The following is a 19,073-nucleotide window of genomic DNA, read 5'->3' as shown; positions in this document are numbered from 1 at the left end:
ATCGGCGGGTCGCGCACGTCAAAACGTCGAATTGCCCGGCTTTTATCGTCCATCCCGGGCGATGACTTGAGCGCTGTTTTTCAGGTGGAAATGGCGTCACATTACGAACTGACAGACATGCCAAGACGTGACCACTTTCGGGATGCAGGGCGCACTTCGGAGGGCCGGAAAATGCATCCTGCGCCGCAATCCCCATAAGTGATTCAGGCGCACCACGGCATCTGCTTAGGCGTAAACACCACCGACCCCATTTCAGCGTCACGTGCTGGCCGTGACACATTTGCGCGGCCGCAAAGTCGCGGCTGCCCCCGCCGCTATAATCGGCGCACCATGAATACACCCGCGTTTTCCTCTCCCAAGGCGGCTTCCAAGGAGGCACCGGCCTACCATCTGGCGGTGGTTGGCGGCGGTATCGTCGGGCGCGCGTGCGCGCTGCGGCTTGCGCAGATCGGCTTGCGCGTGGCGCTGATTGCGCCGCCTGCGCCGTCGCCCGCGCCGTCTGTTACAACTGCGGGGCCCGATGCCTGGGACGCACGCGTCTACGCGTTCTCGTCCAGCTCGCAGGCGTTGCTGGAACAGTTGCGCATCTGGCCTGCGCTCGACATGACGCGCGTGCAGCCGGTGCACGACATGCGCATCTTCGGCGACGATGCCGCCGCGCGTGGCGAGCACAGCCATCCTGACCTGCATTTCTCCGCTTACGCCGCCGGCGCGCCGCAATTGGCGTGGATTGCCGAGTCGTCGCTGGTCGAGCGCGCGCTGGAAACCGCGCTGCGCTTTGCCCACACCGTGCAGATCTTCCCGCACGCTGCCACCGGCTTCGAGATGGAAGCCGACGCCGTGCGCCTGACGCTGGCCGATGGGCAGGTGATTCGCGCGGAATGCGTGATCGGCGCCGACGGCAAGCACTCCTGGGTGCGAGAGCAGGCCGGTATCCAGGCCGAGGCGAAGCCGTATCGCCAACTGGGCGTGGTCGCCAACTTCCAGGCCGAGCACTGGCATCAGGACACCGCGTGGCAGTGGTTTCTCGGCACCTCCGCCGAGCAGGCCGCCGCAGCCGACGACGCCACCCCCGCACGCGGCGAGATCCTCGCGATGCTGCCGTTGCCTGATCGCCGCGTCTCGATGGTGTGGTCCGCCGATGAAGCGCACGCGCGTGAACTGCTGGCCCTGTCACCCGATGCGCTTTGCCGTGCCGTGGAGGCCGCCGCAGGTGGCGCCATCGCCGCTCGCTTTGGGCGTCTGTCGAACATCACCCCCGCGCAGGGCTTCCCGCTGATCCTGCAGCACGCCAGCCGGGCGGTCGCGCCGCGCGTGGCGCTGGTGGGCGATGCGGCCCATGTGATTCATCCGCTGGCCGGGCAGGGCATGAACCTGGGCCTGCGGGATGTCGCAGAAATTGGCAAGGTGATGGCGGAACGTGAAACCATGCGCGATCATGGCGATCTGAGGTTGTTGCGCCGTTACGAGCGTGCCCGCCGCGAAGACCTGCTTTCGCTTACGGCCGCCACAGATGGTCTGCACAAGCTGTTCGCCCTGCCGGGCGCACTGCCCCGCACAGTACGCAATGCGGGCATGCGCATGGTGGGCATGACGCCATTTATCAAACGCTTACTCATTAAGCACGCGCTGGGCTGAGGCAGTTCTCGGGCATCATCAGCGTTTTCTGGGGTTTCAGGAGTTGTTATGTCGTTTCGTGTTCGGGTGGCGGCCATCGCCTCTGCGGTGGCTGTGGCTGCGATTGGCGCGGGTTATGTACTGAGCGCCGGTGCCGCCGAGCCCGCGCTAGAGAAGGTCAAAGCCAGCGTGCAGAAGGCCCTGGGCTCCAACGTGGAGATCAAGAGCGTTGCCAAGTCGCCGCTGGCCGGCCTGTACGAGATCAACCTCGGCAGCCAGGTCGTCTACACCGATGCCACCGGCCGCTACGTCCTGAATGGCGATCTGCTCGACACGCAAACCGCCACCAACCTCACGCAAGAGCGCCTGGCCGAGCTGAACCGCATCAAGTGGTCCGACCTGCCGCTGGACCGCGCCGTGAAGTGGGTCAAGGGCAACGGCGCGCGCAAGATCGCCGTGTTCTCCGATCCGAACTGCCCGTACTGCCACAAGCTGGAGCAGATGCTCACGCAGGTCGACAACATCACCGTCTACACCTTCCTGTTCCCGATCCTGTCGGAAGATTCAAACACCAAGTCCAAGCAGATCTGGTGCTCGGCTGACCGGGCCAAGGCCTGGCGCGACTGGATGACCGCCAAGACCGCCCCGTCCGGCGCCGGCACCTGCGACACGCCGCTGGAAGCCAACCTGAAGCTCGGCCAGTCGCTCAACGTGACTGGCACGCCGGCCATCATCTTCCCCGATGGCTCGCGGGCCCCGGGCCTGATCGATGCGGCCACGCTGGAGCGTAAGTTCGCCGCGCTCAAGAAGTCGTAAGCCACCCCATGAAAGCGCCGGTTCTTCCGGCGCTTTTTCTTTGGGCGCTCACATCACAACAATCACAACCCGATCGGAGACCAACATGTCGTTTCGCGCGCTGATGCTGGAAAAGCAGGATGGCGGGCCGCTGGCCCACATCGTTGACCTGGATGACGCGGCGCTCTCCACGCCCGAGGCGCTCGCCAACGACGTGACCGCGGGTGACGTGCTGATCCGCGTGGACTGGTCGACGATCAATTACAAGGACGGCCTGGCCATCACTGGTCGCGGCCCCGTCGTGCGCAAGTGGCCGATGGTGGCCGGCATCGACGGTGCGGGCGTGGTGCTCGACTCCTCGCATCCGGAGTGGAAGACGGGCGATGCGGTCATCCTCAACGGCTGGGGCGTCGGCGAGGCGCACTGGGGCTGCCTCGCGCAACGTGCACGTCTGTCTGGCGACTGGCTGGTTGCACTGCCAGCCGGGCTCGATGCGCGGCAGGCCATGGCGATCGGCACGGCGGGTTACACGGCGATGCTGTCGGTGTTGGCGCTGGAGCGTGCCGGCGTGAAACCGGGCGACGGCGAGGTGCTCGTGACGGGCGCCTCGGGCGGCGTGGGCTCGATCGCCATCGCATTGCTGGGCAAGCTGGGCTACCGCGTGGTGGCCTCCACCGGCAAGACGAGCGAGGCGGACTTTCTGCAAGCGCTGGGCGCCACGGATGTGATCGACCGCGCGGAGCTGTCCGCCCCCGGCAAGCCCCTGCAGAAGGAGCGCTGGGCTGCGGTGGTGGATTCGGTGGGGTCGCACACGCTGGCCAATGCCTGCGCGCAGGTCCGCTACGGCGGCGTGGTCACGGCCTGCGGATTGGCGCAGGGGATGGATTTCCCGGCGACGGTCGCCCCGTTCATCCTGCGCGGCGTGACGCTGTGCGGCATCGACAGCGTGATGGCGCCGCGTGCGCTGCGTCAGACGGCATGGCATCGCCTGGCCACCGATCTGCTGCCCGACCGCCTGGCCGCCATCACCCGGGAGGTGACGCTCTCGGAGGCCATCGACGCAGCGCACGACATCATGGCTGGCAAGATGCGCGGGCGCGTGGTTGTGGACGTCAACCGTTAGTCTGACAGACCGGTTTCCAGACGAATTCGGCATCGGCAGCATGGGACGGCAACGCTACAATGTCCGCCATGAAGCCGATCCGCTACACCATCGCCCCCGCCGCCCCCGAGGCGCATGTTTTCACCGTCACCGTCACGGTCGATTCGCCGGATCCACAGGGGCAGCGTTTCTCGCTGCCGGCGTGGATTCCGGGCAGCTACATGATCCGGGAGTTTGCGCGCAACATCGTGCGCATCGAGGCGTCGTCTGGCGACCGGCCTGTACGCCTGACCAAGGTCGACAAGGACACCTGGTGGGCCACGCCGTGCAGCGGGCCGCTGACGGTGTCGTATGACGTCTATGCGTGGGATCTGTCAGTGCGGGCCGCGCACCTGGACGCCACGCACGGCTTCTTCAACGGCACATCGGTCTTCCTGCGGGTGGAAGGTGCAGACGATCAGCGTTGCCTGATCGACATCCAGCCGCCCGCCGGCGAAGCCTACCGTGGCTGGCGCGTCGCCACCGCGCTGCGTGAAGCCACCGGCCGCATCCAGGGCAAGGCCGGCGCCAAGCGCTACGGGTTCGGCTGGTACGAAGCCGCCAACTACGACGAGCTGATCGACCACCCGGTCGAGATGGGCACGTTCACGCTGGTCTCGTTCGAGGCCTGCGGCGCGCAGCATGACGCCGTCTTCACCGGCCGCGTGCCGAACCTCGATCTGGAGCGCATCGCCCGCGACTTCAAGCGCATCTGCGAAGCGCAGATCCGCCTGTTCGAGCCGCAGACGGCCACCGCGCCATTCCTGGATAGCAACCGTCGCTACGTCTTCATGACGATGGTGACGACCGACGGCTACGGCGGCCTGGAGCACCGTGCCAGTACCGCACTGATGTGCGCACGCGGCGATCTGCCCGTGACCGGCCGCGACGAGACCACCGAGGGCTACCGCACCTTCCTCGGCCTCGTCAGCCATGAGTATTTCCACACCTGGAACGTCAAGCGCATCAAGCCGGCCACCTTCGTGCCGTACGCGCTCGACCGCGAAGTGCACACGCCGCTGCTGTGGCTGTTCGAAGGCTTCACCAGTTACTACGACGATCTGATGCTGGTGCGCTCGGGCCTGATCTCTGAAGCGCAGTACCTGGAGATGGTTGCCAAGACGTGGAACGGCGTGCTGCGCGGCAGCGGGCGCCTGAAGCAGAGCGTGGCCGAAAGCTCCTTCGATGCGTGGACCAAGTACTACCGCCAGGACGAGAACGCGCCCAACGCCATCGTCAGCTACTACACCAAGGGTTCGCTGGTGGCGCTGGCGTTGGACCTGACGATTCGCACGCAGACCGACGGCGAACGTTCGCTCGACGACGTGATACGCGCCCTGTGGGTAACGTACGGCCGCGACTTCTACGCCGACGGTCACGCGCAGCGCGGCGTGACCGAAGCCGGGCTGACTGCCTTGATGGAAGAGGTCACGGGCCTGCGCCTGCGCACGCTGGTGCGCCAGTTGACTGAAGGGCGTGATGATCCGCCGCTGCCCGCGCTGTTCAAGGCGATGGGCGTGAGCGCGACGCGCAAGGCGGCCGAGACGGCGCTGGCCCTGGGCGTCAAGTCGGGCGCCGAGAACGGCTTCGTCAAGCTGCAGCAGGTGTTTGACGGCGGCCCGGCGCAACGTGCCGGCTTGTCCGCTGGCGACCTGATCGTGGCGGTGGACGGCCTGCGCGTGCCGGCCGGCCAGCTCGACAAGACGCTGGCGCGCCATCGCGCCGGCGATACGGTGTCCGTGCACGTGTTCCGCCGCGACGAACTGATGGCGCTGGAGGTGACGCTCGCCACCGACACCACACCGCAGTTCACGCTGGCGCTGGCGTCCGACCCGTCGCCGTTGCGCTCGGCATGGCTGGGCAAGCGCGCTGCCGGCCGCAAGGTAGTGCGCGATGCGCGCACCGTACGCGGCAAGTCGGCCGCCTGATCCGCGCAGCCGATGGACTACGCCCACGATCCACGCACCTTCCTCTACAGCCACTACGTATCGCGCGGCATCCGTACCGCCACCGGCGTGATCGGCCTGACGCTGCTCGCGCTGCTGGTGATGGATCTGCAGGGCGCGATGGTGGTGTCGATCGGTGCGCTGTGCACCAGCCTGATGGACTTGCCCAGCCCGCTGCGGCACAAGTTCAACGAGATGATGGCGTGCGTGCTGCTCACCACGGCCATCACCTTCATCGTGGCGGTGGCCACGCCGTATTCGATCTTGCCGGTGGTGATCGTGCTGGTCACCTTCCTGGCCGGCATGATGGTGGCGTACGGCAACAAGACGATGCCGCTGCAGTTTGCGGCGCTGTTCGTCATGACGCTCACCTTTACCGAGGAGTTCGCCTTTCGCGAAGCGGTGGAGCACACCGCGCAGTTCTTCCTCGGCGCCATGGGCTACATGGCTTTTGCGATGGCAGTGGCGTGGGGGCAGCGGCGTCGTATCAAAGAGCAGGTGCTGGCCGAGTGCCTGTATGAGCTGGCCGTGTACGTCGAACGCAAGGCCGGCTTCTACGATGCCTCCAAGGATTTCGACGAGCAGTTCAACTTGCTCGTGCGCCAGCAGATTTCGGTGGCCGACAAGCAGCAGGTGGCGCGCGACTTCGTCTTCCGCGACAACCGCACGGCCAGCGACGGGCGCCTCGTGCAGATCCACATGCGGATGCTCGACATCTACGAGTACCTGCTGTCGTCCAACACCGATTACCCGCTGCTGCGCCAGTATCTGGCCGACGCCGAGATCCTGCGCCTGCTGCACGGGATCATTGAGCGCCTGCGCCAGGACATCGAAGGCGTTGCCTACGCCGTGGGCCGCGACCGGCCATCGCCCACGCCGATGTCGTACGAGCAGGAGATGGCCGCCATCGACGCCGCGTTCGACGAGGTGCAGCACGGTCACCACGGCATCCCAATCGAGGCCATCGCCGCGCTGGAAGAGTCGATTGCTACCGTGCGCGGCGCGATCCGCCTGATGGCGCAGTTGCACGCCGCCACGGCCACGCCGGTGGAGTTGTCCAAGGTGCTGCTGCGCCCGGACATGACCCCGTTCCTGACGCGCCAGAAGTACGAGCTGCGGCTGGTGCTGGAAGAACTGACGTGGCGCTCGCCGGTGCTGCGCTTTGCGCTGCGCATCTCGATGGCGGTGGCCGCCGGGCTGTGGATTGCCGACCATCTGCCGTATTCGTCGCACGGCTACTGGGTCTTGCTGACCATCGTCGTGATCCTCAAGCCGACCTTCAGCATGACGCGCCAGCGCAATTTCGATCGGGTGCTCGGCACGCTGATCGGCTGCGTGATTGCGGCGGTGATTCTGCGGTTCACGCATTCGACGTGGATCCTGATGGGCGTGCTGTACCTGTCCACCGCCGCCAGCGCCGCGTTCGTCACCATCAAATACCGCTACACGGCCATTGCCGCGTGCGTGCAGGTGCTCATCCAGATCAACCTGCTGCTGCCCGGCAGCAAGGGCGCCATTGGTGAACGGCTGGTCGATACGCTGATCGGCGCGGCCATCGCCACCGCCTTCAGTTACGTGCTGCCCGCCTGGGAATACCGCAACCTGCCCAAGCTGGTGGACGACGTGCTGCGTACCAACCGGCGCTTTATCGAAGCCGCACGCGACTTGCTGCTCGGCACGCTCAAGGACGACTTCGCCTACCGCGTGCAGCGCAAGCAGTACATGGAAGCGCTGACCGGCTTGATCTCCGCCTTCGCGCGCATGCTCGATGAGCCCAAGAGCCGCCACCGTGCCGTGGATAACCTGAACCGCTTCATCGTGCAGAACTACCTGGTGGCTGCGCACGTGGCGGCAGTGCGCATTCTGGTGCGCCAACGTACGCAGGAGCTGGACGAAGCCGATACGCGTGCACTGGTCGAGCAGACCGTGGAATCCGCGCTGGAAAGCCTGACGCGCGCCAAGGAGCGCTTCGATCAGGCGGTGCACGAAGGCGGCTGGGGCGTGCGCCCGCGCGACACACAGGAACTGGGCGCGGCAGACTTCGCGGATCAGGCGGCGCGTTCGCGCATGGTGGATGCCGCTACCGAAGCGGATTCCTTGTCCGCCATGCACCTGCTGGAGCGGCGCTTGCAGGCGCTGCGGGCGGATACCGCCAAGATTGCGCTGCGGTGTGGGGCGCTGGGGCGGGCGTTGCGGGTGTCGCGGGATTGAGTTGCGGCGCGAAGAGGCCCAGTGATGGGTCTCGAAGGCGCACGCGCGAGGCACCAGGCCCCACCGATGCACCTGAAAGCGTCACGGTTGGGCCTCAAACCGTCAACGTCGAGTCTTGAACACGCAACGTTGACTCCCAAACACGCACTGTTGGGCCTCAGACACTCAACGTTGATTCTCAAGCACTCATCGATGGGTCTCAGACAGTCATCGATGGGTCTCAGACAGTCATCGATGGGTCTCAGACAGTCATCGATGGGTCTCAGACAGTCATCGATGGGTCTCAGACAGTCATCGATGGGGCGCAAAGGGTTGCGCCTGAGTCTTAAGCCGCCTGTGGCCTCAACCAATCAATCGCCGGCTGACCTTGCGTCGCCAGCCAATCATTGGCCATCTTGAAATGCCCGCACCCCAAGAACCCTCGATGCGCCGACAACGGCGACGGGTGCGGCGCCTCTAGCACCAGATGCCCCTCCGGCAGCAACGCCCGCTTGGCCTGCGCGTGGCTGCCCCACAGCATGAATACGCGCTTGTGGCCGATACGTGCCAGATGTTCCAGCAGGCAATCGGTGATGCGTTCCCAGCCGCGCTTGGCATGGCTGGCGGCCTGGCCTTGTTCGACGGTGAGCACCGTGTTGAGCAACAGCACGCCTTGCTGCGACCAGCCTTCCAGGTTGCCCGAAACGCTCGGCAGCTTCTGGCCGAATTCCGCTTCGATTTCCTTGTAGATGTTGCGCAGGCTCGGCGGCACGCGCACGCCGGCCGGCACAGAGAACGCCAGCCCATGCGCCTGCGGAATCTCGCGGCCATCGACGGTGCCTGTGCCGTGATACGGGTCCTGGCCGAGGATGACGACGCGCACATCGTCGACCGACGTCAGGTGCAGCGCGCGGAACACACCCGTCGGGAAGATCGGCTTGCCTGCCGCCCGTTCGCCATCGACGAACGCACACAGCGCGGGCCAATTGGTCTGCGCGATGCAGGGTGTGAGGAGCGTCTTCCAGTCAGCCGGTAGTGCATCGAATTGTTCGGCCAGCGGGATGAAATCGCCGCTCGGCGCTTCTGCAGCCGGTTCGTCGAAGAGGGCGCTTTGGGCGGGATCGGCGCGGCGCTTCATGCTTGGTCTCCGGTGACCTTCGCGCGTAGTTGGTAGCCGCGCTGCGCCTTGCTGATGTCGAGCGGTGCCAAGTCCGGCACGGCGGCGCGTAGCGTCTGCGTCCAGGCGTGCAGGCGCTCGGCAATCGCGTCTTCGCTGAGTGTGCTACCGGCGGCCGGCTTCCACTCAAGCTCCAGCTCATCGATGGGCTCGCGCGCCTCGGTGCCAGGGATCAGGATGGCGCCGGCATCCAGCGCGATCTCGATCTCGCCGTCGTCGGCCCCATCAACGGTCGCGTGCCACAGGCGGCGCGTGAAGTCGGTGCGGAACAGCGGGGCGAGGCGATGGGCGTGCGGACGCACATAGTCGGCCGCTTCGGCTGCGTTGTGTGCAACGAAGGCTTCGACCGACAACGCATCGCTTGGCAGCGGCACTTCCCACTCGTGGCGAGCGCTCAAACCGGCCGTACTCACTGCTGCGGTTTTGAGGGTTTGCAGCCACTGATTGCCATGTAGACGCACGCGTAGCGCGGCACGATTGCGTGCCAGTGCTTGATCGGGCGTGTCGTAGTAGACGTTCGCCAATTCCACCGAGCCGGCGGCTTGGGCGTGCGCATCCAGCCAGCTGACCAGCGCGTTGTGCGCGCCGGCAGGTACGGCCAGCTTCAATTCAATCTCGCGGGCCATCGGTCAAGCAAAGAGGCGGGCCAGTTCGGCACCGGGGTCGTCGGCGCGCATAAAGGCTTCGCCGACGAGGAAGGCGTTGACGGCGGCGGCGCGCATCTTGCGTACGTCGTCTTGCACGAGGATGCCCGACTCCGTCACGACAATGCGGTCATCCGGCATGTGCTTGAGCAGGCCAATCGTGGTGTCGAGCGAGGTCTCGAACGTGCGCAGGTTGCGGTTGTTCACGCCCACCAGCGGCGTTTGCAGGCGCAGCGCGCGGTCCAGCTCATGGCCGTCGTGCACTTCCACCAGCACGTCCAGGCCGAGTTCGAGCGCGCAGGCTTCCAGCTCCACCATCAGCCCTTGGTCCAGCGCGGCGACGATCAGCAGGATGCAGTCCGCGCCCCACGAGCGTGCTTCGTACACCTGATACAGATCGACCATGAAATCTTTGCGCAGCACCGGCAGTGTGCAGGCGGCGCGGGCTTCGCGCAGGTAATCGGCGTGGCCCTGGAAGAACTGCTCGTCGGTCAGGACGGACAGGCACGCGGCGCCATGCTCCGCATAGCTGCGGGCGATGTCGGCGGGCTTGAAGTTGGGGCGCAGCACGCCCTTGGACGGCGACGCCTTTTTCACCTCGGCGATGACGGCGGCGTGGCCGGCGGCGATCTTGTCGCGCACGGCCTGGGCAAAGCCGCGGGGGCCGAGGGTGCTGTCAGTGCGGTTGGCTTCGGCTTCAGCGCGCACGCTGGCGAGATCGCGATGCTTGCGCGCGGCGGTCACTTCTTCGGCCTTCACGGCCAGGATTTTGTTGAGGATGTCGGACATGGCTTGAACAGGCTTAGGCCTTGAACTGGTTGGTAACGCGCACGAGTTCATCGAGCTTGGCGCGCGCTGCGCCCGAAGCGATGGCCTCGCGTGCCAGCTTCATGCCATCCTCAATGGAACCGGCGATGTTGGCCGCATACAGTGCTGCACCTGCATTCAGCGAGACGATCTCGCGCGGCGTGCCAGGCTTGTTTTCCAGCGCTTCGATCAGCATGGTCTTGGATTCTTCCGCGTCGGCCACCTTCAGGCTGCGGTTCGAGACCATCTGCATGCCGAAGTCTTCCGGGTGGATTTCGTACTCGCGCACCTCGCCGTCCTTCAGCTCGCCGACCAGCGTGGCGGCGCCCAGCGATACCTCGTCCATGCCGTCCTTGCCGTAGACCACTACGGCGTGCTTCGCACCCAGGCGCTGCATCACGCGCACCTGAATGCCGACGAGGTCCGGGTGGAACACGCCCATCAGGATGTTCGGCGCGCCGGCCGGGTTGGTGAGCGGTCCGAGGATGTTGAAGATGGTGCGAACGCCCAGTTCCTTGCGGATCGGGGCGACATTCTTCATGGCCGGGTGGTGGTTGGGCGCAAACATGAAGCCGATGCCGGCCGTCTCGATGGACTCGGCCACCTGCTCGGGCGTGAGCATGATGTTCACGCCCAGCGCTTCGAGCACGTCGGCGCTGCCCGACTTGGAGCTCACGCCGCGTCCGCCGTGCTTGGCGATGCGTGCGCCAGCTGCTGCGGCCACGAACATCGACGCCGTAGAGATGTTGAACGTGTTGGCGCCGTCACCGCCCGTGCCGACGATGTCGACAAAGTGATTCGATACCTCTGCCGGCACCTCGACCTTGGTGGCGAACTCGCGCATCACGGTGGCAGCGGCCGCGATTTCGCCGATGGTCTCTTTTTTGACGCGCAGCCCCATGGTGATGGCGGCGGCCATGACGGGCGACATCTCGCCGCGCATGATCAGCCGCATCAGGTGCAGCATTTCGTCGTGGAAGATTTCGCGGTGCTCGATACAGCGGGTGAGCGCTTCTTGCGGTGAAATGGTCATGGTGGTTCCGTATTCAGTTGGGCGCCGCGGGTGCTGCCGCCGGGGTCGCCGGTGCTGCAGCCTCGCGCAGGGCGCCGATGCGCTCGCGCGAGAGATCGGCCTCGCATGCGGCTTCTGCCAGGTCGGCATCAGGCGTATTGCGGGCCAGGCGGCGGGACAGGTCGCATTCGGCCTGCCGATAGAGTTGGTGTGCACGCACGGTGCGGTCGAAGGCCATGGCGGCGCCACGGTCCGTACCGTTGTTGGCGGCGATGCGGGCGCGCAGTGCGGCGCGGCGCGTGGATTCGGCAGAGGCCAGTTCAACCGATGCCGCCTTGCGCGCGGCCTGCACGCATTGGGCAACGCTGCCGGCTTGGGCGGCGCGACAGGCTTCCAGCGTACCGGCCGTTGCCGGCAGGCCTGCCATCAGCGCCGTTATAGCCGCCAACGCAACCGCGCACGCCTGGCGCATCAGACGCGTTCCTTCAGGAAGTTGCCGAGCAGCGCGTGGCCGTGTTCCGACAGGATCGATTCCGGGTGGAACTGCACGCCTTCCACCGGCAGCGTCTTGTGGCGCACGCCCATGATTTCGCCGTCTGCCGTCCAGGCGGTCACTTCCAGGCAGTCGGGCAGCGTTTCGCGCTCGATCGCCAGCGAGTGATAGCGCGTCACCTTGAAATGGCGCGGCAGGTTGGCGAACACGCCCACGCCGGTGTTCTCAATGGTGTCGACCTTGCCGTGCATCACCTTCTGTGCGCGGATCACGCGGCCCCCAAACGCATCGGCAATCGCCTGGTGCCCCAGGCACACCCCCAGGATGGGCACGCGCCCCGCAAAGTGCTTGAGCGCCGGCACCAGAATGCCGGCTTCCGTCGGCGTGCACGGCCCGGGCGACAGACAGATGCGTTCGGGGTTCAGCTTCTCGATCTCTTCGATCGTGATCTCGTCGTTGCGAACGGTGCGGACATCCTGACCCAGCTCGCCGAAGTACTGGACGATGTTGTAGGTGAAGGAGTCGTAGTTATCGAGCATCAACAGCATGGTGGTCTCCTTCCCTCTCAGAAATCGGCGTCGAGGCCGTCTTGCACTTGCTCAGCGGCGCGCAGCACGGCGCGGGCCTTGTGTTCGGTTTCCCTCCATTCGGCATCCGGGTCCGAATCGGCGACGACACCGGCCGCAGCCTGCACGTAGAGGTTGCCGTCCTTGATGATGCCGGTGCGGATGGCGATCGCCAGATCCATCTCACCCGAGAACGAGAGATAGCCAACCGCGCCGCCGTAGATGCCGCGCTTCACAGGCTCCAGCTCGTCGATGATTTCCATCGCGCGCACCTTGGGCGCACCCGACAGCGTGCCGGCCGGGAAGGTCGCGCGCAGCACGTCCATGTTGGTCATGCCGGGCTTCAGACGCCCCTCGACCGAGCTGACGATGTGCTGCACGTGCGAATACTTTTCGATGACCATCTGATCCGTCACCTTGACCGAGCCGATCTCGGCGATGCGGCCGATGTCGTTGCGCGCCAGGTCGATCAGCATGACGTGTTCGGCGATTTCCTTCGGGTCGTTGAGCAGCTCGGTGGCGAGTTCGGCATCGCGCTCGGGCGTGTTGCCGCGCGGGCGGGTGCCGGCCAGCGGGCGGATCGTGACGATGCGGGCGGATTCGTCGGTACCGTTGCCTTCCCCATTCGCGCTGGCGGGCACGCGGCGTTCTTCTTGCCGCACCAGGATCTCGGGCGAGGCTCCGACGATCTGCATGTCGCCGAAGTTGTAGAAGTACATATACGGCGACGGGTTCAGCGAACGCAGTGCGCGATACAGCGACAGCGGCGCATCACGGAACGGCTTGACGATGCGCTGGCCGACCTGCACCTGCATCATGTCGCCGGCGGCGATGTACTCCTTGGCCTTGAGCACGGCGCTGATGTAATCGGCCTTGTCGAACTCGCGGATGCTGTCCGTGCGCACCGAGGCAGACGTCACCGGCACATCCACCGGCTGGTGCAGCTTGGTGCGCAGCGCACGCAGGCGCTGCTTGGCGCGCGAGTAGGCCTCGGGCTTGGACGGATCGGCGTAGACGATCAGGTAGAGCTTGCCCGACAGGTTGTCGATCACGGCCAGCTCTTCGCACAGCATGAGCTGGATGTCGGGCAGTTGCAGGTCGTCGGGCGGGGTGGTTTCGGCCAGGCGCGGCTCGATAAAGCGCACGGCGTCGTAGCCGAAGTAGCCCGCCAGACCGCCGCAGAAGCGCGGTAGGCCCGGGCGCAGCGCCACTTTCTGACGGCGCTCGAACGCGGCGATGAAGTCCAGCGGATTGCCCTCATTCGTCTCGACGACCTTGCCGTCGGTCACGACTTCCGTGTAGTTGCCCCTCACGCGCAGCAGCGTGTGCGCATGCAGGCCGATGAAGGAGTAGCGCCCAAAGCGCTCGCCGCCCACCACCGATTCCAGCAGGAAGGTGTTCGTGCCACGGTCGTGCGATTGCGCCAGCTTCAGGTACAGCGAAAGCGGCGTCTCCAGATCGGCCAGTGCCTCGGCAATCAGCGGGATGCGGTTGTAGCCCTGGTCGGCCAGCGATTTGAATTCGAGTTCGGTCATGAGCGGTCAGGTCGATTCGCCAGGCAGGCGGGGTGCGCTCGCCGGCATGCGTTCGCTCCACGGGGCAAACGCGGTTGCGCCGTCGGAACGTTAGCAGAACATCAGAGGTGGGAACGCGAAAAACCGTGCGGTCCCGCAGAGGTCATCCGCAAGCTAAGGGCCACGGAAGACCGGCGGGCGGTCAGCGTTTGGGGCAGGAGATACAGAGGTGGTTTAGGCAGAACGCGCCGAAACCAGGGGAAGAACGATCAGCAGCCGTGCAAACGCTTACGCCCGAGCGAGGGCGTGCCAGGGTCGCCAGGGCCAGGCCCCCCGGTCACCACGAGCGAAGATGCGTTTGCGATTCAGGAACATGGATCGTCAGTTGGAAGCGGCAGATGTTGCGTTGTGTGGCTCAGCGTAGGGCTGAATCAGCTGCGCTGCCGCAAAAAGTGTGTCGACTATAGCATCGGCTCCCGCGTGCTGTATAGGCTGGCCGTGGTTGTAGCCATACGGCACCGCCAGCACGCGCATGCCGGCGGCGCGGGCCGCGCGGGCGTCGTTTTCCGAGTCGCCGATCGCCACGACTTCAGCCGGATTCACGCCAAACGCTTCCGCCACCCGCAGCATGGGGTACGGATCGGGCTTGCGATACGGGAAGGCGTCGCCGGGGTAGACGAGGTCGAAATACGCATCCAGACCGAGCTGGGCCAGCAGCGGCTGCGTGAAATCGTGTGGCTTGTTCGTCACGCATGCGAGGGCGAGGCCCATATCGCGCAATGCCGCCAGCCCTTCGCGCACGCCGTCATAGACGTTTACATACTGGCCGTTGATGGCGATGTAGGCGCGCTGGTAGGCGTCCAGCGCCTCAGCGAAGCGGCTGTTGGCCTGGGCGGGCGGCAAGCGCGCGTCGAGCACGCGCCGTACGAGGTTCTCCGAGCCCTTGCCGACGTAGCCGACGATTTCCTCCGTCGACATGTCCGGTGCAGCGCCGAGCGCTTCCAGCATCGCGTTGATGGCGGCGTGGAAGTCGCCCGCCGTGTCGACCATCGTCCCGTCCAGGTCGATGATGACGGCGCGGATGGGGCCGCTCGGCAGGGTGCTGGTCATCACGACAGGCTGGCCAGCGCTTGGCGCAGCGCGCCCACGGTGCCGCGGTAGCCGCCGTCCGCATCAGGCTTGCCGAACACGGCCGAACCGGCGACGAACGTATCCGCGCCAGCCTTGGCGATTTCAGCGATGTTGTCAGCTTTCACGCCGCCGTCGATCTCCAGCAGGATCTTGCGGCCGGTCTTGTCCTGGTACGCGTCCAGCTTCTGGCGCACGGCGCGCAGCTTGTTCAGCGCTTCCGGAATGAACGACTGGCCGCCAAAGCCCGGGTTGACCGACATGATCAGCACCATGTCCAGGCGATCCATCACGTGGTCGAGGTAATGCAGCGGGGTGGCCGGGTTGAACACGAGGCCTGCCTTGCAGCCGTTGTCGCGAATCAGCGCGAGCGAACGGTCGATGTGCTCGGAGGCTTCCGGGTGGAAGGTGATCAGATCAGCGCCGGCCTTGGCGAAGTCGGGAATGATGCGATCGACCGGGCTCACCATCAGGTGCACGTCGATCGGCACCGGCTTGCCGTCCTTTTGCGCGTGTGGGCGGATCGCCTCGCACACCAGCGGGCCGACGGTCAGGTTCGGCACGTAGTGGTTGTCCATCACGTCAAAGTGGATCCAGTCGGCGCCCGATTCGAGCACGCGGCGCACTTCTTCGCCCAGGCGGGCAAAGTCGGCGGACAGGATGGACGGGGCAATGCGGAAACCGGACGGATCGATGGCGGCAGACATGATGAGAGGCGGATAAGGCGCAAGTACGCGAAGAAGGCCGCTATTTTAGCCGGATCAGCCGTCAGGTCGTGCCTTGCCGCTGCCACGACCATGCCGCACAATGGGCGCCATTCTTATAGTGGATCGTCATGCCGAGCTACGAACTCACCGTCCAGGTCCGGGCGCGCTATCTGTCGGAGCAATCCGAGCCGGAACAAGGCAACTACGCGTTTGCCTACACCATCACCATTCGCAATACCGGCGATGTGCCAAGCCAGCTGATCTCGCGTCATTGGGTGATTACGGATGCCGATGATCAGGTACAGGAAGTCAGCGGCTTGGGGGTGGTCGGCCATCAGCCGCTGCTGCCGCCGGGCGAGTCGTTCGAATACACGAGTTGGGCGACCATCAAGACGCCCGTGGGTACGATGCGCGGCGAATACTTCTGCGTGGCCGAAGACGGTCACCGCTTCGAGGCGCCGATCCCCGAATTTGCGCTGGTGATGCCGCGCATGCTGCACTGATCAGCTGGCGTCGGGCTTGGCCGGCTGCGAATCTTTTTGCGCGGCGTCGGTCGATTCCGGGGGCTTGACGGCTTCACCCTGGCGCGACGGATGGCTGGGCGGGGCGCGCAGCGGGCGCGGATGCTTCTTGGCGCCGGACATGGTCCAGATCACGATGAAGATCAGCAGGAACAGCGCCACGCCGGCCTCCAGGCCGAACAGCATCATCGGATGGTTTTCAAAGAATTCGCTCATGGTCGAGGCAAAAAGCGTGGGTGCCGGCATTGTAGCCAAGCCCCCCACCTCGCCGGACAGGATGAAACAGGCATGACAGCAGCAACCTTGGATGCATTGACGCCGGTCCGCACGGCACCCCGCCGCGGATGGGCCGGGCTGGCCGCTGCGCTGGTCGCCGTTTTGCTTGCAGCGTGCACCAGCGGTCCGCCGCCGCGCGTCGAAACGCCGCAGCCACCTACTGGCACGCTCGGTGGTCATCTGGACCAGGCCAACTGGGCCGACGTGACGGGCTGGACGACGGACGATCTCGCCTCTGCCTGGCCTGCATTGCAATCGAATTGCCAGGCCATGAAGCGCCGCGCCGAATGGGCACGCGTGTGTGCCGCCGGCCTGATGGTCGACGCCGGCGATCCGATCGCCATGCGCGTCTTCTTTGAAGAGAACTTCACGCCGTATCGCGTGGTGAAGGACGACGGCACCGACAGTGGCCTGGTCACCGGCTATTACGAGCCACTGCTGCGTGGCTCGCGCACCCGCCACGGTATCTATCAGACGCCGCTGTATCGCATGCCTGCCGCTTGGCGCGGCAAGACGTTGCCGGCGCGCGCGCAGTTGATCCGCAGCCCGGCGCTGCAGGGGCAGGAAGTCGTGTGGGTGGATGACCCGGTCGAGGCGGCCTTCCTGCAGATTCAGGGCTCGGGCCAGGTCCAGCTGGAAGAGGGCGGCATCATGCGTCTAGGCGTGGGCGGCACCAACAACCAGCCGTTCCGCTCGTTTGCCCGCTGGCTGCTCGACCAGGGCGAGATCACGCCTGTGCAGGCGACCATGCAAGGCATCAAGGCGTGGGCACGCGCCAACCCGGGCCGCGTTGAAGAGATGCTCAACATCAACCCGCGCTACGTCTTCTTTGCAGAAACCCCGGGCAACACCGGCGGCCCCATCGGCAAGCTGGGCGTGCCGCTCACGGACGAGCGCTCGATTGCGGTGGACCCGACGTTCATCCCGCTCGGTTCGCCGGTGTTCTTGTCGACCACCAAGCCGCTGTCGACCGAGCCGATCCAGAAGCTGGTGTTCGCGCAGGACGTGGGTTCGGCCATCCGTGGCGCCGTGCGTGCCGACTATTACTTTGGCCACGGCGATGCCGCGGGCGATCTGGCCGGGCGCATGAAGCAGGCCGGCCGGCTGTGGGTGCTGGTGCCGAAGGGCGGTAGCGTCGGCGTCGCCACCCGCTAATCGCGAGGATTATCCGCGCCGCAAGTCCACCACGCGGCGCGCCTTGCCGACCGAACGCTCGATGCCGCCGGTCGCCAGAATTTCAATCGTGGCTGTCACGCCAATCAGCGACTTGATGTCGTGCGCCAACTGGCTGCTTGCCGATTTGGCAACGTCCGCCGAGGCGCCCAGCGCAGCTTCTACTCGTACCGTCAACGTATCCAGAGGCCCTTCCTTGGCGAGCACGCATTGATAGTGCGGTGACAGCGCTGCGTGTTTCAGGATCAACTCTTCGATTTGCGAGGGAAACACGTTCACGCCGCGCACGATCATCATGTCGTCGCAGCGACCGGTGATCTTTTCCATCCGACGGAAGCCCGGGCGCGCGGTGCCCGGCAGCAGGCGCGTCAGGTCGCGCGTGCGGTAGCGAACCACTGGCATGGCTTCCTTGGTCAGCGACGTGAACACCAGTTCGCCGAATTCGCCATCGGGCAGCACCTCGCCGGTGTTCGGGTCGATGATCTCGGGGTAGAAATGGTCTTCCCAGATGGTCGGGCCGTCCTTGGTCTCAGCGCATTCGCTGGCGACACCTGGGCCCATCACCTCCGATAGGCCATAGATATCCACAGCCGACAGCCCCATGCGCGCCTCAATGGCCGCACGCATCTCGGGTGTCCACGGCTCCGCGCCGAAGATGCCGATCTGCAGGCTCGACGCGGCCGGGTCCATGCCTTGCCGTTCGAACTCGTCCGCAATCGCCAGCATGTAGCTGGGCGTCACCATGATGATCTGCGGCTGGAAATCGCGGATGAGCTGCACCTGCCGCTCGGTTTGCCCGCCGCCGAAGGGGATGGCCGTCAGCCCCGCGCGCTCGACGCCGTAGTGCGCGCCCAGGCCACCCGTGAAGAGGCCATAGCCGTAGCTCACGTGGACCTTGTCGCCGCGTCGCGCCCCTGCCGCACGAATCGAGCGCGCCACCAGCCCGGCCCAGGTGTCGATATCTGCCAGCGTGTAGCCGACCACGGTGGGTTTGCCCGTCGTCCCCGATGAGGCGTGGATGCGCGCAACGCGATCCTGCGGCACGGCAAACATCCCGAACGGGTAGTTGTCGCGCAAATCCGCCTTGGTCGTGAAGGGAAACTTCGCCAGATCGGCCAGCGACTGCAGCTCCGACGGATGCACGCCCGCCGCATCAAACTTGGCCCGGTACGCCGGTACGTTCTCGTACGCGTGGGCCAGGCTGTGCTTCAGGCGGTCGAGCTGCAGCGCCTGGATGGCGTCACGGCTGGCGGTCTCGATCGGGTCGAGCGGCAGGTCGGTCGAGCGGGGGCGCATGCGGGTCTCCTTGGGGCGCCGTCGTGCGGCATCCTCTTGTGTTGGCGCAATCAGGGGGCTCTACATATAG

Annotated in this window: 18 protein-coding genes; 7 read left to right on the top strand and 11 right to left on the bottom strand. The window is 65.7% G+C overall.

What is annotated here, in order from left to right; translation table 11 throughout:
• Window positions 1–330: 330 nt before the first annotated feature.
• The 5 genes from V6657_RS14690 (at window position 331) to V6657_RS14670 (ending at window position 7,710) form a co-directional block, all read left to right on the top strand.
• On the top strand, window positions 331–1,638 hold the full coding sequence (locus V6657_RS14690; protein ID WP_048935382.1) for a UbiH/UbiF family hydroxylase: 1,308 nt from the start codon (window positions 331–333) through the stop codon (window positions 1,636–1,638).
• Window positions 1,639–1,686: 48 nt separating this feature from the next.
• Complete coding sequence (locus V6657_RS14685) at window positions 1,687–2,433, top strand: DsbC family protein (protein WP_048935383.1); 747 nt, start codon at window positions 1,687–1,689, stop codon at window positions 2,431–2,433.
• A gap of 85 nt (window positions 2,434–2,518) precedes the next feature.
• Window positions 2,519–3,535, top strand: coding sequence for an MDR family oxidoreductase (locus V6657_RS14680; protein ID WP_048935384.1), 1,017 nt, complete (start codon window positions 2,519–2,521; stop codon window positions 3,533–3,535).
• Window positions 3,536–3,603: 68 nt separating this feature from the next.
• The gene (locus V6657_RS14675) at window positions 3,604–5,481 is read left to right on the top strand and encodes a M61 family metallopeptidase (protein WP_048935405.1); all 1,878 of its coding nucleotides are present in this window, start codon (window positions 3,604–3,606) and stop codon (window positions 5,479–5,481) included.
• A 12-nt stretch (window positions 5,482–5,493) separates the two neighbouring features.
• Window positions 5,494–7,710: an FUSC family protein gene (locus V6657_RS14670; RefSeq protein WP_048935385.1), complete on the top strand. Its 2,217-nt coding sequence runs from the start codon at window positions 5,494–5,496 to the stop codon at window positions 7,708–7,710.
• 325 nt (window positions 7,711–8,035) lie between these two features.
• Here the strand turns inward: V6657_RS14670 and V6657_RS14665 are convergent, their stop codons facing one another.
• From V6657_RS14665 to rpe, 9 genes are all read right to left on the bottom strand, one after another.
• Window positions 8,036–8,827, bottom strand: a complete 792-nt coding sequence (locus tag V6657_RS14665) for a uracil-DNA glycosylase (RefSeq protein ID WP_048935386.1) — start codon at window positions 8,825–8,827, stop codon at window positions 8,036–8,038.
• Window positions 8,824–9,492 (bottom strand): CYTH domain-containing protein, encoded by a 669-nt coding sequence (locus V6657_RS14660; RefSeq protein ID WP_048935387.1) that lies wholly within the window; start codon window positions 9,490–9,492, stop codon window positions 8,824–8,826. Before V6657_RS14660 ends, V6657_RS14665 begins: the two co-directional genes overlap by 4 nt.
• 3 nt (window positions 9,493–9,495) lie before the next feature.
• Window positions 9,496–10,299, bottom strand: coding sequence for an indole-3-glycerol phosphate synthase TrpC (gene trpC, locus V6657_RS14655; RefSeq protein WP_048935388.1), 804 nt, complete (start codon window positions 10,297–10,299; stop codon window positions 9,496–9,498).
• Window positions 10,300–10,312: 13 nt separating this feature from the next.
• Complete coding sequence (trpD, locus tag V6657_RS14650; protein ID WP_048935389.1) at window positions 10,313–11,350, bottom strand: anthranilate phosphoribosyltransferase; 1,038 nt, start codon at window positions 11,348–11,350, stop codon at window positions 10,313–10,315.
• 13 nt (window positions 11,351–11,363) lie between these two features.
• Window positions 11,364–11,801, bottom strand: a complete 438-nt coding sequence (locus V6657_RS14645) for a lysozyme inhibitor LprI family protein (protein WP_048935390.1) — start codon at window positions 11,799–11,801, stop codon at window positions 11,364–11,366.
• On the bottom strand, window positions 11,801–12,370 hold the full coding sequence (locus tag V6657_RS14640) for an aminodeoxychorismate/anthranilate synthase component II (RefSeq protein WP_039598864.1): 570 nt from the start codon (window positions 12,368–12,370) through the stop codon (window positions 11,801–11,803). Before V6657_RS14640 ends, V6657_RS14645 begins: the two co-directional genes overlap by 1 nt.
• Window positions 12,371–12,387: 17 nt before the next feature.
• A complete protein-coding gene (gene trpE, locus V6657_RS14635) occupies window positions 12,388–13,923 on the bottom strand; it encodes an anthranilate synthase component I (protein WP_048935391.1) in 1,536 nt (511 codons plus the stop codon).
• Window positions 13,924–14,283: 360 nt separating this feature from the next.
• On the bottom strand, window positions 14,284–15,012 hold the full coding sequence (locus V6657_RS14630) for a phosphoglycolate phosphatase (RefSeq protein WP_048935392.1): 729 nt from the start codon (window positions 15,010–15,012) through the stop codon (window positions 14,284–14,286).
• Window positions 15,012–15,737 (bottom strand): ribulose-phosphate 3-epimerase, encoded by a 726-nt coding sequence (rpe, locus tag V6657_RS14625; RefSeq protein WP_048935393.1) that lies wholly within the window; start codon window positions 15,735–15,737, stop codon window positions 15,012–15,014. Before rpe ends, V6657_RS14630 begins: the two co-directional genes overlap by 1 nt.
• A 128-nt stretch (window positions 15,738–15,865) precedes the next feature.
• Here rpe and apaG point away from each other — a divergent pair, with 128 nt between their 5' ends.
• The gene (gene apaG, locus V6657_RS14620; protein ID WP_021197406.1) at window positions 15,866–16,240 is read left to right on the top strand and encodes a Co2+/Mg2+ efflux protein ApaG; all 375 of its coding nucleotides are present in this window, start codon (window positions 15,866–15,868) and stop codon (window positions 16,238–16,240) included.
• On the opposite strand, the gene V6657_RS14615 is transcribed toward apaG, so the two are convergent.
• Window positions 16,241–16,474 carry a hypothetical protein gene (locus tag V6657_RS14615; RefSeq protein WP_048935406.1) on the bottom strand — a complete coding sequence of 78 codons (234 nt, stop codon included), beginning with the start codon at window positions 16,472–16,474 and terminating at the stop codon, window positions 16,241–16,243. It lies immediately after the preceding gene.
• Window positions 16,475–16,546: 72 nt separating this feature from the next.
• On the opposite strand from V6657_RS14615, the gene V6657_RS14610 reads away from it, so the two are divergent.
• The gene (locus tag V6657_RS14610) at window positions 16,547–17,689 is read left to right on the top strand and encodes a murein transglycosylase A (protein WP_048935394.1); all 1,143 of its coding nucleotides are present in this window, start codon (window positions 16,547–16,549) and stop codon (window positions 17,687–17,689) included.
• Between the two features lie 9 nt (window positions 17,690–17,698).
• On the opposite strand, the gene paaK is transcribed toward V6657_RS14610, so the two are convergent.
• Entirely contained in the window at window positions 17,699–19,003 is a 1,305-nt protein-coding gene (gene paaK / locus V6657_RS14605; RefSeq protein WP_048935395.1) for a phenylacetate--CoA ligase PaaK, read from the bottom strand.
• Window positions 19,004–19,073 lie beyond the last annotated feature (70 nt).

Origin of the sequence: Ralstonia sp. RRA (assembly GCF_037023145.1) — a bacterium.
Classification (GTDB): domain Bacteria; phylum Pseudomonadota; class Gammaproteobacteria; order Burkholderiales; family Burkholderiaceae; genus Ralstonia.
This window is presented reverse-complemented; position numbering and strand designations above follow the sequence as displayed.

Coding starts and splice junctions, on each gene's coding strand:
- V6657_RS14690 (WP_048935382.1), top strand. CDS start 331: ATGAATACACCCGCGTTTTCCTCTCCCAAGGCGGCTTCCAAGGAGGCA.
- V6657_RS14685 (WP_048935383.1), top strand. CDS start 1,687: ATGTCGTTTCGTGTTCGGGTGGCGGCCATCGCCTCTGCGGTGGCTGTG.
- V6657_RS14680 (WP_048935384.1), top strand. CDS start 2,519: ATGTCGTTTCGCGCGCTGATGCTGGAAAAGCAGGATGGCGGGCCGCTG.
- V6657_RS14675 (WP_048935405.1), top strand. CDS start 3,604: ATGAAGCCGATCCGCTACACCATCGCCCCCGCCGCCCCCGAGGCGCAT.
- V6657_RS14670 (WP_048935385.1), top strand. CDS start 5,494: ATGGACTACGCCCACGATCCACGCACCTTCCTCTACAGCCACTACGTA.
- V6657_RS14665 (WP_048935386.1), bottom strand. CDS start 8,827: ATGAAGCGCCGCGCCGATCCCGCCCAAAGCGCCCTCTTCGACGAACCG.
- V6657_RS14660 (WP_048935387.1), bottom strand. CDS start 9,492: ATGGCCCGCGAGATTGAATTGAAGCTGGCCGTACCTGCCGGCGCGCAC.
- trpC (WP_048935388.1), bottom strand. CDS start 10,299: ATGTCCGACATCCTCAACAAAATCCTGGCCGTGAAGGCCGAAGAAGTG.
- trpD (WP_048935389.1), bottom strand. CDS start 11,350: ATGACCATTTCACCGCAAGAAGCGCTCACCCGCTGTATCGAGCACCGC.
- V6657_RS14645 (WP_048935390.1), bottom strand. CDS start 11,801: ATGCGCCAGGCGTGCGCGGTTGCGTTGGCGGCTATAACGGCGCTGATG.
- V6657_RS14640 (WP_039598864.1), bottom strand. CDS start 12,370: ATGCTGTTGATGCTCGATAACTACGACTCCTTCACCTACAACATCGTC.
- trpE (WP_048935391.1), bottom strand. CDS start 13,923: ATGACCGAACTCGAATTCAAATCGCTGGCCGACCAGGGCTACAACCGC.
- V6657_RS14630 (WP_048935392.1), bottom strand. CDS start 15,012: ATGACCAGCACCCTGCCGAGCGGCCCCATCCGCGCCGTCATCATCGAC.
- rpe (WP_048935393.1), bottom strand. CDS start 15,737: ATGTCTGCCGCCATCGATCCGTCCGGTTTCCGCATTGCCCCGTCCATC.
- apaG (WP_021197406.1), top strand. CDS start 15,866: ATGCCGAGCTACGAACTCACCGTCCAGGTCCGGGCGCGCTATCTGTCG.
- V6657_RS14615 (WP_048935406.1), bottom strand. CDS start 16,474: ATGAGCGAATTCTTTGAAAACCATCCGATGATGCTGTTCGGCCTGGAG.
- V6657_RS14610 (WP_048935394.1), top strand. CDS start 16,547: ATGACAGCAGCAACCTTGGATGCATTGACGCCGGTCCGCACGGCACCC.
- paaK (WP_048935395.1), bottom strand. CDS start 19,003: ATGCGCCCCCGCTCGACCGACCTGCCGCTCGACCCGATCGAGACCGCC.